Origin of the sequence: Amycolatopsis sp. NPDC005232, assembly GCF_040607795.1 — a bacterium.
Classification (GTDB): Bacteria; Actinomycetota; Actinomycetes; order Mycobacteriales; family Pseudonocardiaceae; genus Amycolatopsis.
In genome coordinates this window covers 1-14,028 of record NZ_JBEXHL010000004.1, presented here as the reverse complement: position 1 = coordinate 14,028, position 14,028 = coordinate 1, and the positions used below count along the sequence as shown (strand labels likewise).

Here is a 14,028-nt window from a genome sequence, read left to right as displayed (position 1 = left end):
GGCTGTGCTTGTGCTCGCTTTGGACACGTTCGACCTCGGTGAGATCGCGGATGCCCGCTTTCCGCCGCTTCAAAGACCAGCCGTACAGCGACTATCCCGAACTTCCTTCCTTTGGCACGCCTTCCGTGACGTACAGCGAGGACCGTGAGACCGCGATGCGCACGTATTTCGAGCTTGAAGACACCGACGCGTTCGAAGCGGCCAAGGCCCTGCTGATACGTCGCTGCGCGGCCTGGGCAGAGCACGAGGACGTCGATCCGGTGGCGCTGGAAGCGGCGTTGGAGTTCCGGCACTACAGCGTCGACGGGCGCCTGGGGTACTGGACCACCGGCCTGGTCGAGGAATTTCTGCTGTCGCACACGCCTCGAACGCTGTCGGCCACCCCGGAGGACTCGGCCCATGTCCCGGATGGCCTGCGGCTACTTCTGCGTTATCTGCACGCGACCGGACTGGCCGACCCGACCGGTGATCCACTGGCGGATCTCGAGGCGGCTGTGACGAAAGCCGGCGCCGAATTCGCTGCGGCAATGGCCGATGAACGCAACTTCGGCGTGTCCAAATTCTGGGTGATGAACGCGTTCCGGCACGGAATCGATCCCGTTGACGAAACCGCCATGGACAGCTTCGTCAACGAGGTCCGCGAGGGCCGGGTCGACTACGACGACGAGGTGCTCAGCGAGATCGCCGCGCGACACGTCCTCGCCGGTGACAGCCGGCCCGAACGAGCAATGGCGCAGCTTCCGGTATCGCTTCCCCCCGATGCAGAACTCGCGGCAGCCGCCGAGCAGACGCCGGTCGTCACCTGGTTGCGCACATTGGTCGAATGGGCTGGCAACGGACGAGCGCTGACACCGACCGGCAACCTCAAACTGGCTGATGCACGCGAGCTCGTGACACTGCTGGACACCGGCGACGAGCTCGATCCGAGGATCGGGGACCGGACCTATCGGACCCAGAGCAGCGCCGATCTGCCCGTCTTGGCCAGTCTGGTCGAGCTCGCCAAGAAGATCCGCGTAGTCCGGGTGATCAAGGGCAAGCTGGTACGGGTGGAGAAGAACGCGCGGCTGCTGCGCGAAGGCCTGGCACTCTGGACCGCAGCGTTCGACGCACTACCCTCCCCCGACCTCGTCAGGCGCGGGCGTGGCTGGGTACCCGAGTACACCTTCATGCTCGGCAGCATCATCGACGAAGTGCTACCCGACGTCCTCAACACCCTCTACAGCTTTCCCGAACCGATTCCGGTGGTCCGGCTCGAAGAGAGCGTCTGGCTGTCGTTTGGCGAAGCGTTCTACCTCGACGAGCTGGATGAGACGACCGAGACGGCCTGGCGCGAGGGAGTCCTCGCGGACCTGCGCCGGCTGTTCACCACGCTCGCCGACTTCGGTGCGGTCAAACTCACGACCGGTGACCCCGATCCAATTTTCGGCGCGGACCTCGGACGGGACGGACCTGACGTGTTCCCGCCGGATGCAGCCGATCGCCTGCGGTCCGCGCTCTCCGCCGGCGCCGTGGACCTGATGACCCTGACGCCACTCGCCGCTCGGGCGGTACGCACCCGCCTGGTTGAAGCGGGCCGCCACGCGCCGCTGGTCGGGGAGCTGTCCAACGCCGAACCCGCCGGGCTGCTGGGTGCGCTCACCGAGCACTACACCCCGGAGACGGCGGAAGCGGAACTCGCCGGATGGCTGGACACCCACGGTGGTCTGGAGCGTGGTCTGTCTCTGCTGCTGGATGCCATCCGCAACTGCCCATTCCGTTCGCGCGCAGGCGCAACGCTCGACGTGTTGACCCAGGCCATTCCCGACGGTTCCACGTTCCTGCGGGGTCTGCGTCAGGACCGGCAGCTGGGCCCGATCGTCGTGCAGATCCTCGTCGGCAACGGAGAGCTCGCGGTGGAGGAGCTCAGCGACGAGGAAAGACTGTGTGCCATGGCTGAGCAGTTCATCCTCCTGCTTGAGGTCGGCGGCCCCGACGCCATTGCCGACGCCCTCGCCGCGATCCCTCCCGACGAGGCTCGCAGCCTGACTGCGGAACTGCTGGCCTGCGGCCATCCGAACGAGCCCGGGATAGCGGAGCTGCGGGAGATATTCACCAAACGGCGGTCTGGGCTTGCGACTGTGCACCCGCTGGCCGGAATGCCACGGCCGTCTCGAAAGGTCCGGGGGAAGCGGAAGAGCCGGTGACGTTGAGGGCGTTCGGTCACAAAGGAGCAGGTCCGCGCGGCGGAGTCGCTGTACCGCGACGTGTGCTGGGCGGCCCTGGACCGACGGCCCCATAGAACGCGCGGGACGGCGGCCGAGGGGAAACCCCAGCCGCCGTCCCGATTTTCACGCCCCCGCCGAAAAGCTTCAGTCCACCAGCAGGTCCTCCACCATGATCGGGATGTGGCGGACCCGTACGCCGGTCGCGTTGTAGATGGCGTTGGCGATGGCGGCGGCGACGCCGACAGTGGCGATTTCGCCGATGCCGCGGGCGCCGACGGCGTTGTGGAAGGTGTCGGGGTACTGGACGAAGTGGACGTCGATGTCGGGGATGTCGGCGTTGACCGGCAGGAGGTAGCTCGCGAAGTCGCCCGTGGCGAAGCGGCCCCAGGTGTCCAGCTCGAGAGCCTCGTGCAGCGCCGCGGAGACGCCCCAGATCATGCCGCCCTTGATTTGGCTGCGGGCGAGCTTGTCGTTGATGATGCGGCCGCCGTCGAAGACACCCAGGAGGCGCGAGACGCGGGCCTCGCCGGTGAGGCGGTGGACGCGGACCTCGCAGAACTGGGCGCCGAACGAGCTGAACGAGTGTTTGGTCAGCTCCTCGCCCGGCGCCGAGGAACCCGTGGCGGACAAGGAATCCTGGCCGACGGCGCGGAGCAGTGAGCCGAAGGGCATGGTTTCGGTGTCGCCGTGGATGTGGCCGTCGGCGTAGGTCACCTCTTGGCCCGCGAACGGGGCGCCTGGCGCAGAAGCCAGAGCCAGCAGCGCGTCGAGCACCTCGCTCGCCGCGAGCATGATCGCGGTGCCGACGCTGGCCGTCGCCGTGGAGCCACCGGACATGCCGCCCGGGGGGAGCTTGGAGTCGCCCAGCCGAGGGGTGATCCGGGACGGCACGAGGTCCAGCGATTCCGCGCCGACCGACGACATCACGTTCAGCAGGCCCGTTCCCGGGTCGGCGCCGCTGGTCGCGACCTCGGCGGTGCCGTCCGCGTTGAGGGTGATGCCGACCGTCGCGGGGAAGCGCAGGGCGGGGAACATCGCCGTCGCCATGCCGACACCGACCAGCCAGTCGCCGTCGACGCGGCCCTGCGGCCGCGGAGACCAGCCGAACTCGCGCGCGCCGACGGCGAAGCACTCGTCGAGGTGCTTGCTCGACCACTGCAGGTCCTTGCCGGGCGGGGCGAGCGAGCTGTTGCGCATGCGCAGCTCGATCGGGTCCATGCCCAGCGCCACGGCCAGTTCGTCCATCGCGCTCTCCAGCGCGAACGAGCCCGGCGCCTCGCCCGGCGCGCGCATGAACGTGGTCGGCGGGATGTTGAGCGGCACCATCTTCTGGCTGATGGACAGGTTCTTCGTGGCGTACCACTCGCGCGAGGTGCCGTGCGACGTCGGCTCCACGAATGACCGGTCCATCGCCGTGCTCGACCACGAGTCGTGGCGCAGGCCGAGGATCGTGCCGTCGGCGTCGGCGCCGATGGTGACCTTCTGCAGCGTCGCGGCTCGCGTGGCCGTCGCCGTGAAGACCTGCTCGCGCGTCAGCGCCGCCTTCACCGGCCGGCCCAGCTCCTTCGCCGCCGCGGCCGCGAGGAACGCGGGCGTGGACGTGCGCCCCTTCCCCCCGAACGCGCCGCCGACGTAGGGGTTGATCACGTGCACGGCCGAGACGTCGAGCGCGAGCGCGCCGGCGAGCTCCATGGCGACGAGGTTGCTGCCCTGGTTGCCGGTGTAGACCGTGAGCTCGCCGTCGCCCCACACCGCGACGGCCGAGTGCGGCTCCATCGCGGCGTGGTTCTGCGTGGCCGTGCGATAAGCGTGGTCCACCACGAACGGAGCGGCGGCGAAAACGTCCTCAATGGACTCGACGTCGTCAGCCAGCACCTCGATCTGCGGCGGGTTCCCGCGCGACTCCGGCGCGTCCTCGGCCGAGGCGAGCCCTTCGTCGAACGAAACCAGCGCCGGCTTCTCGTCGTACGTGACGTCCACCAGCATCGCCGCGTCGCGCGCCTGCTCGAACGACTCCGCGACGACGAACCCGATCGGCTGCCCGTAGTAGTCGACGTCGGTGTTGCGCAGCGGCACCCAGGTCTCGCCCATGATCGGCGACACCGGCGGCGTGCGCAGGTCCAGCCGGTCGAACGGCGTGTAGACGGCGAGGACGCCCGGCGCTTCCTTCGCCGCATCGGAGTCCATGCTCTCGACCTGGCCGTGGGCCACGGTGCTGACCACGACGTAGCCGTAGGCCATGCCCGGGAAGTTGTGGTCCATCGCGTACTTCGCGCGCCCAGTGACCTTCAACGGCGCGTCGAGCCTGTCGGTCATCGACGGCTCCCTTCGGTCAGCTCCAGCAGCGCGCGCACGACGGTGCGCTTCACCAGGGACACCTTGAACGAGTTGAACGCCAGCGGCCGCGCGCCTTCCGCGGCCAGGGCAGCTGCCTGCTCGAACGATTCCTGCGTGACAGGCTTGCCCCGCAACGCTTCCTCCACCGCCGTGAGCCGCCACGGCACGGTCGCCACCCCGCCGACGGCCACCCGTGCGTCGGCGATCACGCCGTCGCGCACGTCCAGCGCAACCGCGGCCGACGCGAGCGCGAACTCGTACGACTGGCGGTCGCGAATCTTGACGTAGGTGGAGTTCTCCGCCCAGTCCAGCCTCGGCACGTGCACCTCGGTGATCAGCTCGCCGGGGCGCAGGTCGTTCTCGACGTCCGGCGTTTCGCCTGGCGTGCGGTAGAAATCGGTGAGCTTCACCGTGCGCTTGCCGGTCCTGCCGGTGAGTTCCACCTCGGCGTCCAGCGCGACCAGCGCCACCGCGACGTCGCTGGCGTGTGTCGCCACGCAGGAGTCGCTGGTGCCGAGGATCGCATGCATGCGGTTGACGCCCGCCAGCGCGGAGCAGCCGCTGCCCGGGTCGCGCCGGTTGCACGGCATGGTGACGTCGCGGAAGTACGAGCACCGGGTGCGCTGCATGAGGTTGCCGCCGATGCTGGCCATGTTCCGCAGCTGCTGCGAAGCGCTCAGCAGCAGCGCGCGCGAGATCGCCGGGTACACGCCGGGGTGCGCGGCGATGTCACCCATCCGTTCCAGGGCCCCGAAACGCAGGCCGTCGGTGGTGTCGATGCCGCGCAGCGGGAGGTCGTTGATGTCCAGCACCCGCTGCGGGGTGAGGACGTCGAGCTTCATCAGGTCGACGAGCGTGGTGCCGCCGGCGAGGAAGGTTCCGGACGCGTCAAGCGCGTCTTCGACGGTGGTGGGCGCGGTCAGCTCAAACGGTCGCATCGGCCCGCCTCGCCTGCTCGACCGCGGCCACGATGTTCGGGTACGCCGAACAGCGGCACAGGTTGCCGGACATGAACTCGCGGACATCCGTGACGTCGTCGCGCACGGCGGCGACGGCCGACATCACCTGCCCGGACGTGCAGAAGCCGCACTGCAACGCGTCCTGGTCCACGAACGCCTGTTGCACGGGATGCAATCCGTCCTCAGTGGACAGACCTTCGACCGTGGTGACCGGCCGGCGCACGGTGGCCGCGAGGGTGAGGCACGAGAGCACGGGTTTGCCGTCGACGTGCACGGTGCAGGCGCCGCACTGGCCGCGGTCACAGCCCTTCTTGGGGCCGGTCACGCCGAGCCGTTCACGCAGCGCGTCGAGCAGCGTGACGCCGGGTTCGACGGCGAGCTGTTCGACTCGTCCGTTGATTTCGAGGGAGATGTCCACTGGAACTCTTTCCCGCAGGATGGGGTTGTGGTGGGAGAAGCCGGCGACTCGGAACGCGAGCGCCGGGTAGGCTAGCGGATAGTCATCCGCTCAAGCTCGCGTTTCCGAGGTTATCGGATTACTATCCGCTTCGCAACGAGGTGCAGGTCCTGGAGCTGCTCCAAGCCCTGCACTACAGTCCTGAGCAGGGGAGACGCCGCTTGGAACGGGAGGAACGATGTCGACGGGATCGGTCAGCCCGCGACGCGCGGACACCCGGCGCAACCACGAGCGCATCCTCGCCGTCGCGGCCCAGTCGCTCGCGTGCTCGGGCGCGGTCTCGTTCAACGCCATCGCGAAGCAGGCCGAAGTCGGCGTCGGCACCGTCTACCGCCACTTCCCCACCGCGGCCGACCTCATCCTCGCCGTGTACGAGCGGGAGGTGTGCCAGCTCGTCAACGTCGTGCCGACGCTGCTGGAGCGGTGCCCGCCGGAGCAAGCGTTCCGGGTCTGGGCGCGCGAGCACCTCGCGCACTACCTGATCACCAAACGCGGCCTCGCCACGGCCCTGCGCGCGGCCTCGAGCAGCGCCCAACTGCCGGCCCACGCGTACAAATCCCTGGTCGGCGCCCTCGACACCCTGCTGAAGGCCAACGTCGCCGCCGGCACCGTCCGCCCGGACATCTCGGTGGAGACGGTGATGCGCGCCATGGCGGGCTTGCTGCTGCTCAGCCCGGACGAGGACTGGAAGGCGGCCACGGAAAGCCTGGTGGACTTCGTGTGGCGAGGGATGCGCGCGGACTGACCGCCGAGCGCCACGTCCGCAAATCCGCGGTGCCGGCCGTAGCCGCGCCAAGCGAGGCACTCGTCAGCTATTGGGACTGACCTGCCCGCGCGATGACCACGCCGCCGGGGACGCGAGCGTCCGGGTCGAAGAGGGTTTCCGATTCGATGGTGAAGCCGGCGGCGCGCAGGAAGGCCGACATGGTGGCGGGGCGCCGGCGGTGGATGTGGACGTGCATGGGGTGGCCGCCGTAGCCCGAGGTCTTGCACGTGGTCGTGTCGCCGACGTGGAAGCCCGCGAGGACCACGCCGCCGGGGTGGAGGGCGCGGTGGAAATGCGCCAGAACCGTCGGCAGGGCGGCGTCGGGGAGGTGGATGAGGGACCAGAAGGCGAGGATGCCGCCCAACGAATCGGTCGGGATGGGAAGGTCCGTCATCGAGCCGACGGCGAAGGGGACGCCGTCGTGGGTGCGGCGGGCGAAGGCGATCATCTCGGATGAGAGGTCGAGGCCGAAGGCGTCGACGCCGAGGGAGTGCAGGTGGGCGGTGACCCAGCCCGGGCCGCAGCCGACGTCGGCGACGCGGCCGTCGGTGAGTTCCGCGAAGAGGCCCAGCAAGGAGCGCAAGTGCGGCTTGCCGGCGAGGGTGTCGCGCAGTTGGGCCGCGTAGCTGGGGGCGACAGTGTCGTAGGAGGCACGGATCTCCGACAGCCAGGAAGTCACTGCTCCCCCGTCGAGAGGACCTTGAGGTTCAGGCCGGCGCGTTCGAAGCGGCCGCGGGGGTCGTCGACGAGGCGGCGGGCCGCCAGGTCCATCAGGCCCACCGTGCAGGTGATCTCGGCCGAGAGGGTGCCGTCGAGTTTGAGGATGCGGGAGGTCATCCAGAAGACCTTGCCGTCGCCGAAGCGGGCGTCGCAGGTGACGTCGACGGTGTCGCCGCCGCGGAGTTCGCGGCGGTAGACGATGTGGGACTCCAGCAGGACCGGCGCGAGGTTTTCCTCGCGCAGCCGCGAATCGCCCGCGGATTCGAAGAGTTCGATGCGCGAGACCTCGCCGTAGGAGTGGTAGACGGCGTGGTTGAGGTGGCCCAGCGAGTCGAGCTCGTAGTGGCGCACCTTGATGCGGGTGCGGAACGGTTCGCGATCGGTCACGTGCCCCACTCTAGGTAAAAGCTAGTTCTCGTAGAACAGCTCCTCGACCACGGCGTGCGCGCGGCGCGTGACGCGTCGGTAGGTGTCGAGGAACTCGCCCGGGTCGTCGTCCACGGTGTAGCCGAACACGCGCGCCACGGCGGCCAGGTCGCGGCCCGAGCCGGGCACCTCGTCGACGGCCTTGCCGCGCACGAGCATCCCGGCGTTGCGCACGCGCGTGGCCAGCAGCCACGCCTCGCGCAGGTAGTCGACCGACTCCGAGGGCGCCAGACCCGTTTCCGCGAGCGCAGTCAAAGCGTCGAGCGTCGACGCGGTGCGCAGGCTCGGCTGCTCGTGCGCGTGCTGCAGCTGCAACAGCTGCACGGTCCACTCGACGTCGGCCAGCCCGCCGCGGCCGAGCTTCGTGTGGCGTGTCGGGTCGGCGCCGCGGGGCAGGCGCTCGGTTTCCACGCGCGCTTTGATACGGCGGATCTCGCGGGCCTTCGTCGCGTCGAGGCCGCCCTCGGGGTAGCGGACGGGGTCGATCATCGTGATGAACCGCTCGCCCAGCTCCTCGTCGCCGGCGATGAACCGCGCGCGCAGCAGCGCCTGTGCCTCCCAGACCTCGCCCCAGCGCTGGTAATACGCGCGATACGAGTCCAATGTCCGGACCAACGGCCCGCTGCGTCCCTCCGGCCGAAGGTCCGCGTCGACGACCAGCGCCGGATCCGAACTCGGCGCGCCCAGCATCTTGCGCACGGTCTCGGCCACCGACGAAGCGAACTTCACCGCGTCGGAGTCCGACACACCTTCCGCGGGCTCGCAGACGAACAGCACGTCGGCATCCGAGCCGTAGCCCAGCTCCGCGCCACCGAGCCGGCCCATGCCGATCACGGCGACGGTCGACGGCGTGCGCCCCAGCTCCGCCTGGCGCTGCCGGTACGCCGCGGCCAGCGCACCCTGCAGCACGGCGACCCACACACTCGACAGCGCCTCGCACACGGCCGGAACGTCCAGCAGCCCCAGCAGATCCGCACACGCCACGCGCAGCAACTCGTGCCGCCGCAACGAGCGCGCTGCCGCCACCGCCGCGTTCAACCCGGGCTGACGCCGGACGGCCGCCCGCAACGACGTCGCCACCTCCGCCGGCCTTCGCCCCGTCAGCCGAGCCGGTTCTCCCAGCAGCTGCAGCACTTCCGGCGCACGCACGAGCAGGTCGGGCACCAGCTTCGACGTGCCCAGCAGGAACGCGAGCCGCTCCACCACTGTGCCCTCGTCGCGCAGCACGCGCAGGTACCACGGCGTGTCCTCCAGCGCCTCTGACACCTTCCGGTACGACAGCAGACCGCCGTCGGGATCCGGTGTGTCGGCGAGGAAATCGAGCAGCACGGGCAGCAGTGCCTGCTGGATCGCCGCGCGCCGCGAGACGCCCGAGGTCAGCGCCTTGATGTGCTGTAGCGCGCCCTCCGGCGCCGCGTAACCCAAGGCGGCGAGCCGGCTCGCGGCCTGCTTTGTCGTGAGCCGCAACGCTTCCGTCGGCACGTTCGCCACCGACTGCAACAGCGGGCGGTAGAAGACCTTCTCGTGCAGCCGGCGGATGCCCTGTGCGTGGCGGCGGAACTCGGCGAGCAGCTCCTGGCCCTGGCTCCGCCCGCGCACCGCGCGAATCCCGCACGCGCGCGCGAGGATGCGCAGCTCGTCGGTGTCGCTCGACTCCGGGAACAGGTGCGTGCGCCGCAGCCGGCGCAGCTGCAGCCGGTGCTCGACGGTGCGCAGGAACTCGTACGAAGTCCCCATTTCGGCCGAGTCCGCGCGCCCGACGTACCCGCCCTCACCCAGCGCCGCCAGTGCCTCCATTGTGGACGGTGAGCGCAGCTCGGGGTCCACGCGCCCGTGCACGAGCTGCAGCAGCTGCACGGCGAACTCGACGTCACGCAGCCCGCCGCGGCCCAGCTTCAGCTCGCGCTCGGCGTGCTCCGCGGAGACGTGGTCCTCCACGCGCCGACGCATCTGCTGCACCTCGGTCACGAAGTTCTCGCGGTCGGCGGCCGCCCACACCATCGGCGCGACCATCTCCGCGTATTCCTCGCCCAGCCCGGCGTCACCCGCGACCGGGCGCGCTTTGAGCAGCGCCTGGTACTCCCAGGTCTTCGCCCACTTCTGGTAGTACGCCGTGTGCCCCTCGAGCGTGCGCACGAGCGCGCCGCTCTTGCCCTCCGGCCGCAGCGCCGCGTCGACCTCGAAACACGCCTTGCCGACCACCCGCATCATCGTGCTGGCCAGCCGCGTCGCCACGCCGAGGTCGCCGGCGCCGACGAAGATCACGTCGACGTCACTAACGTAGTTGAGCTCGCGCCCGCCGGTCTTGCCCATCGCGATCACGGCCAGCGCGCCCTCGGCACTCGCCCCGACCTCCTGCTCGGCCACGGCGAGGCCCGCCTTCAGCGCAGCCTCGGCCAGAAGCGTCAGCTGGTGGGTGATGTCCTTGAACGACGGGTGGTCGAGCCCCTCCTCCACGAGGTGCCCGAGATCGACGGCCGCGATGCCGAGCAGCAGCCGCCGGTACCCCGTCCGCAGCGCCTGCTCGGCGGCCAGACCGGTGACGTACGTGCCGTCGTCTTGGCGCACGTCGTCGAGCAGCCGGTCGGCGAACTGCTCGGGCACGGTGCAGCGGTGGTCGGCGAGGCAGTGCCACTCACCGGGGTTGGCGGCGAGGAAGTCGCCGAGCGCGGTGGACGTGCCGAGCACCCCGAGCAGGCGGCCGCGAAACGTCCGGTTGTCGCGCAGGGCGCGGTCCAGCTCGGGCCACGCGCCTTCGTCGGCTTCGCGGATGCGGTCGAGACCCTGCAACGCGAGGTCCTGGTCGGCGGCGCGCGAGAGGGCCGCGAGCACGTCGGCGGTGCCCTCGACCGGTCCCGCGGCGTCCCACCAGCCCGCCGCACGCAACTGGGCGTCGGCCTTGTCGTCGGTGAAGCCGTACCGGGCCGCCGATGCGGCCGTCCGCGCGCGCTCTGCCATCTCGTTCACCGTAGCCGGATCCAGGTCGGCTGAGCAGGCAGGCACGCGTCCACTTTCAGGCGGCGAGGCGGTCGGGTTCCGTGTCGGCGGCCGAGGGCTCCGGCACCTGGAAGCTGTGCGCGGTGATGGGCCGGCGGCGCGAGAGCACGTAGATGCCGACGCCGATGGCGATGCCCACGACACCGACGCCGATTGTCCCCGCCGTACCGAGCGACGCGAGCTTCCCCGCGGCCGCGCCGACGAGGGCGGCCGCCGGCAGCGTGAACAGCCAGGCCACGACCATGCGTCCGGCCATCCGCCAGCGCACCGGCGCCTCGCGACGGCCGACACCCGAGCCGACGATCCCGCCGGAGCACACGTGCGTGGTCGAGAGCGGGAAGCCGAAGTGCGACGACAGCAGGATCACGGCGGCGCTGCTCGTCTGCGCGGCGAAGCCCTGCGGGCCCTCGATGTCGGTGAGGCCCTTGCCGAGCGTGTGCGTGATGCGCCAGCCGCCGAGGTACGTGCCGAGCGCGAGGGCCGACGCCGCGCTGATGATCACCCAGATCGGCGGCGCCGAGCCCGCGGGCAGGCCGCCGGCGCTGACGAGCGTCAGGGTGATCACGCCCATGGTCTTCTGGGCGTCGTTGGTGCCGTGCGCGAGGGAGACGAGCGACGCGGACAAGATCTGGCCGACGCGGAAGCCGCGTCCGCCGCGCTTGCGGACGAAGAGCTTGTAGACCAGGTACGTGAAGCCGGCCGCCACGAGGCCTGCGATGATCGGCGACGCGGCAGCCGGCACGAGGACCTTGTCCACGATCTTGCCGAAGTGCACCGAGTCGGCGCCCGCCGAAACCCAGGTGGCGCCGATGAGGCCGCCGAACAGCGCGTGCGACGAACTCGACGGCAGGCCGACGTACCAGGTGACGAGGTTCCAGACGATCGCCCCGATCAGCCCGCCGAAGACGATCGACGGTCCGATCTTGGTGTCGTCGACGAGGCCGCTGGAGATCGTCTTCGCGACCTCCACCGACAGGAACGCCCCGGCGAGGTTCAGCACCGCCGAGATGGCTACCGCGACCCGCGGTTTGAGCGCGCCCGTGGCGATGGAGGTAGCCATCGCGTTGGCCGTGTCGTGGAAGCCGTTGGTGAAGTCGAAGACGAGGGCCGTGCCGATGACGACGACGACCACTAGCGAGGGATCCACCCCGGTCCTCCATACCTACGGGAGCATCTCTCGCAAGGTACCTGACCGATCGAGTGAATCGTCAACGCTGCGTTAGTGATCCGTGCATCATCCGCTAAGCGAGTGGCAATGTGTGTTGACTCTCCGCCGCCGCGTCGAGCTCTCCGGCGGCCAATCGAACGAACCGGTGCGCGAACGGCCGCCAGGTCTCGGCGATGTCCGCGTGCACAGAGATCAGCTTCTCCGGCGTGAGCGCCCCCGGACGGGTGAGTTCCGCCATCTCAGGCTCCTCCTCGGCCCAGTGGCGCACGAGGTCCGGCGTCGTCTCGATGTGGAACTGCACGCCGTAGACGCAGCGGCGCAGGCGGAAGGCCTGGTTCTGGTACAGCGGCGCGGACGCGAGCAGCTCGGCGCCGGGCGGGAGGCGCTTGATCACGTCGTTGTGGAACTGGATCACGTCCTGCATCAGCGGCAGGTCGGCGAACAGCGGGTCGGTCCAGGCGGCGTCCTTCTTGGAGACGAGCGCGGGGCCGACCTCAGGCCCGTCCTCGCCGACCACGACCTGGCCGCCGGTGGCCGCGGCGAGCAGCTGCGCGCCGAGGCAGATGCCGAGCGTCGGGAGCTGCCTGCCGGTGGCCTGGCCGAGCAACTTGCGGACTTCTGCGAGCCACGGGTGGCGCTCGTCGTCCAGTGCGCCCATGCCCCCGCCGAGGCAGACGACACCCGCGTAGCCGTCGAGGTCGGCGGGCAGCTCGTGCTCCGGTGGGTTTCGGACCTCGAGCTCGGCGCCGGCCTCGGTCAGCCAGTCACCGAGCGGGCCGAGGGGGTCGCCGACGTCGGGTTGGATGATCAGCAGACGTGTCACCTCTCCAGGGTACGGAGTGGGGTGAGGAGCGCGGTCTCGGTGGGGTGGCCGGCGTTCTGCCACGTGGTGATGCCGCCGGAGAGACGCTTCGCGGTGAAGCCGAGGGCCGAAAGGCGGAGCGCGCCTTGGGTGGCGGCGTTGCAGTGGATGCTTTCGCAGTAGCAGACGTAGACGAGGTCCTTGTCGAAGTCGCGGGTGCTGTCCTCGGTGATGTTCTTGTAGGGCAGGTGGATGGCCCCGGGGATGCGCGCTCTTGCGTAGGCCTCGGCCCCGCGGGTCTCAGCCAGGACGTACCCGTCGGTGCGACCCTCGGCGAGGTCTTCGGCCAGGTCGACGGGGTCGACCTCGAAGCCGAGCTCGCGCCCGAAGTAGGTGACGGCTTGGTTGGGTGCCGGGGTCTCGAACTGGAGGATGCGGGGTTTCATGGGGTCAATCGTCGCTTGGCGCGGGGTGTTCGCCACAGAGCCGAACCCTGGTGATCGCGTTGGTTAGCCTGGGATTTCCTTGTTCGGGCCGCGCTCTGCCGGGAGTTTGTTCTGTGAACCATTTCGTGGACCTCGACACCGTCGACTGGCAGCTGATCCAGCTCCTGCAGTCCGACGGCCGCCTCACGTTCTCCGAACTCGGCCGGCGGGTGTCGCTGTCCGCCCCCGCCGTAACCGAACGCGTGCGCCGGCTCGAGCAGCGCGGGGTGATCACGGGCTACGCCGCTCGCGTCGACGCGTCCAAGCTGGGCCTGCCGATCGAGGCCATGGTCCGCGTGCGTGTCCGCAGCCTCGACGGCCCGCGGTTCCGCGCGACGATCCTGCCGCTGCCGGAGGTTGTCTCCGCCGACCACATCACGGGCGACGAATGCTGGCTGCTGCGCGTGCGCTGCCGTTCGACGGGCGAACTGGAGACCTTCGTGGAGCGCGCCCAGCGCTACGGCGAGACGACGACCTCACTGGTCTTCTCGTCTCCCGTGGTGAGCCGGCCGATCACCCGCCCAAGCTGAGCCGGCGGGCGAAAAGGTCTGGAAATAGAGTTAGGCCCCGGGAGAACCGTGAAGATTCTCGACCGGGGCCTAACCCTGACATTTAGTTCGGCGGCGTCCTACTCTCCCACAACCCTTCGGTTGCAGTACCATCGGCGCTACCAGGCTTAGCTTCCGGGTTCGGAATGGGACCGGGCG

At 69.8% G+C, this 14,028-nt stretch carries 12 protein-coding genes and 1 rRNA gene; 3 read left to right on the top strand and 10 right to left on the bottom strand.

Annotation, left to right across the window (positions count from 1 at the left end):
- Positions 1-50: 50 nt before the first annotated feature.
- On the top strand, positions 51-2,183 hold the full coding sequence (locus tag ABZU76_RS09475; RefSeq protein WP_354866827.1) for a hypothetical protein: 2,133 nt from the start codon (positions 51-53) through the stop codon (positions 2,181-2,183).
- Positions 2,184-2,348: 165 nt separating this feature from the next.
- On the opposite strand, the gene ABZU76_RS09470 is transcribed toward ABZU76_RS09475, so the two are convergent.
- The 3 genes from ABZU76_RS09470 to ABZU76_RS09460 are packed head-to-tail and all read right to left on the bottom strand — an operon-like array spanning position 2,349 to position 5,918.
- A complete protein-coding gene (locus ABZU76_RS09470; RefSeq protein ID WP_354866825.1) occupies positions 2,349-4,520 on the bottom strand; it encodes a xanthine dehydrogenase family protein molybdopterin-binding subunit in 2,172 nt (723 codons plus the stop codon).
- Positions 4,517-5,479, bottom strand: coding sequence for a xanthine dehydrogenase family protein subunit M (locus ABZU76_RS09465; RefSeq protein WP_354866823.1), 963 nt, complete (start codon positions 5,477-5,479; stop codon positions 4,517-4,519). The genes ABZU76_RS09470 and ABZU76_RS09465 overlap by 4 nt, the downstream gene beginning before the upstream one ends.
- A complete protein-coding gene (locus ABZU76_RS09460) occupies positions 5,466-5,918 on the bottom strand; it encodes a (2Fe-2S)-binding protein (RefSeq protein ID WP_354866821.1) in 453 nt (150 codons plus the stop codon). Before ABZU76_RS09460 ends, ABZU76_RS09465 begins: the two co-directional genes overlap by 14 nt.
- 217 nt (positions 5,919-6,135) lie before the next feature.
- Between ABZU76_RS09460 and ABZU76_RS09455 the strand changes: the two genes are divergently transcribed.
- Complete coding sequence (locus ABZU76_RS09455; protein WP_354866819.1) at positions 6,136-6,702, top strand: TetR/AcrR family transcriptional regulator; 567 nt, start codon at positions 6,136-6,138, stop codon at positions 6,700-6,702.
- Between the two features lie 67 nt (positions 6,703-6,769).
- Here ABZU76_RS09455 and ABZU76_RS09450 read toward each other — a convergent pair whose 3' ends face one another.
- The 6 genes from ABZU76_RS09450 to ABZU76_RS09425 form a co-directional block, all read right to left on the bottom strand.
- Entirely contained in the window at positions 6,770-7,402 is a 633-nt protein-coding gene (locus ABZU76_RS09450) for a class I SAM-dependent methyltransferase (protein WP_354866817.1), read from the bottom strand.
- Positions 7,399-7,830: an acyl-CoA thioesterase gene (locus ABZU76_RS09445; protein ID WP_220246551.1), complete on the bottom strand. Its 432-nt coding sequence runs from the start codon at positions 7,828-7,830 to the stop codon at positions 7,399-7,401. The genes ABZU76_RS09450 and ABZU76_RS09445 overlap by 4 nt, the downstream gene beginning before the upstream one ends.
- 21 nt (positions 7,831-7,851) lie before the next feature.
- Positions 7,852-10,827 (bottom strand): bifunctional [glutamine synthetase] adenylyltransferase/[glutamine synthetase]-adenylyl-L-tyrosine phosphorylase, encoded by a 2,976-nt coding sequence (locus tag ABZU76_RS09440; protein WP_354866814.1) that lies wholly within the window; start codon positions 10,825-10,827, stop codon positions 7,852-7,854.
- Between the two features lie 55 nt (positions 10,828-10,882).
- A complete protein-coding gene (locus ABZU76_RS09435) occupies positions 10,883-12,013 on the bottom strand; it encodes an inorganic phosphate transporter (protein WP_354866812.1) in 1,131 nt (376 codons plus the stop codon).
- A gap of 94 nt (positions 12,014-12,107) precedes the next feature.
- Positions 12,108-12,857: a type 1 glutamine amidotransferase gene (locus ABZU76_RS09430; protein ID WP_354866810.1), complete on the bottom strand. Its 750-nt coding sequence runs from the start codon at positions 12,855-12,857 to the stop codon at positions 12,108-12,110.
- Positions 12,854-13,282 carry a rhodanese-like domain-containing protein gene (locus ABZU76_RS09425; RefSeq protein WP_354866808.1) on the bottom strand — a complete coding sequence of 143 codons (429 nt, stop codon included), beginning with the start codon at positions 13,280-13,282 and terminating at the stop codon, positions 12,854-12,856. Before ABZU76_RS09425 ends, ABZU76_RS09430 begins: the two co-directional genes overlap by 4 nt.
- Before the next feature lie 125 nt (positions 13,283-13,407).
- Between ABZU76_RS09425 and ABZU76_RS09420 the strand changes: the two genes are divergently transcribed.
- The gene (locus tag ABZU76_RS09420; protein WP_354867594.1) at positions 13,408-13,851 is read left to right on the top strand and encodes an Lrp/AsnC family transcriptional regulator; all 444 of its coding nucleotides are present in this window, start codon (positions 13,408-13,410) and stop codon (positions 13,849-13,851) included.
- Between the two features lie 85 nt (positions 13,852-13,936).
- Here the strand turns inward: ABZU76_RS09420 and rrf are convergent.
- Positions 13,937-14,028: ribosomal RNA gene (gene rrf, locus ABZU76_RS09415) — 5S ribosomal RNA — on the bottom strand; the annotation flags it as partial.

Excerpts from the sequence above, each read along its gene's own strand:
- ABZU76_RS09475 (WP_354866827.1), top strand. The coding sequence starts at position 51 with ATGCCCGCTTTCCGCCGCTTCAAAGACCAGCCGTACAGCGACTATCCC.
- ABZU76_RS09470 (WP_354866825.1), bottom strand. The coding sequence starts at position 4,520 with ATGACCGACAGGCTCGACGCGCCGTTGAAGGTCACTGGGCGCGCGAAG.
- ABZU76_RS09465 (WP_354866823.1), bottom strand. The coding sequence starts at position 5,479 with ATGCGACCGTTTGAGCTGACCGCGCCCACCACCGTCGAAGACGCGCTT.
- ABZU76_RS09455 (WP_354866819.1), top strand. The coding sequence starts at position 6,136 with ATGTCGACGGGATCGGTCAGCCCGCGACGCGCGGACACCCGGCGCAAC.
- ABZU76_RS09440 (WP_354866814.1), bottom strand. The coding sequence starts at position 10,827 with ATGGCAGAGCGCGCGCGGACGGCCGCATCGGCGGCCCGGTACGGCTTC.
- ABZU76_RS09425 (WP_354866808.1), bottom strand. The coding sequence starts at position 13,282 with ATGAAACCCCGCATCCTCCAGTTCGAGACCCCGGCACCCAACCAAGCC.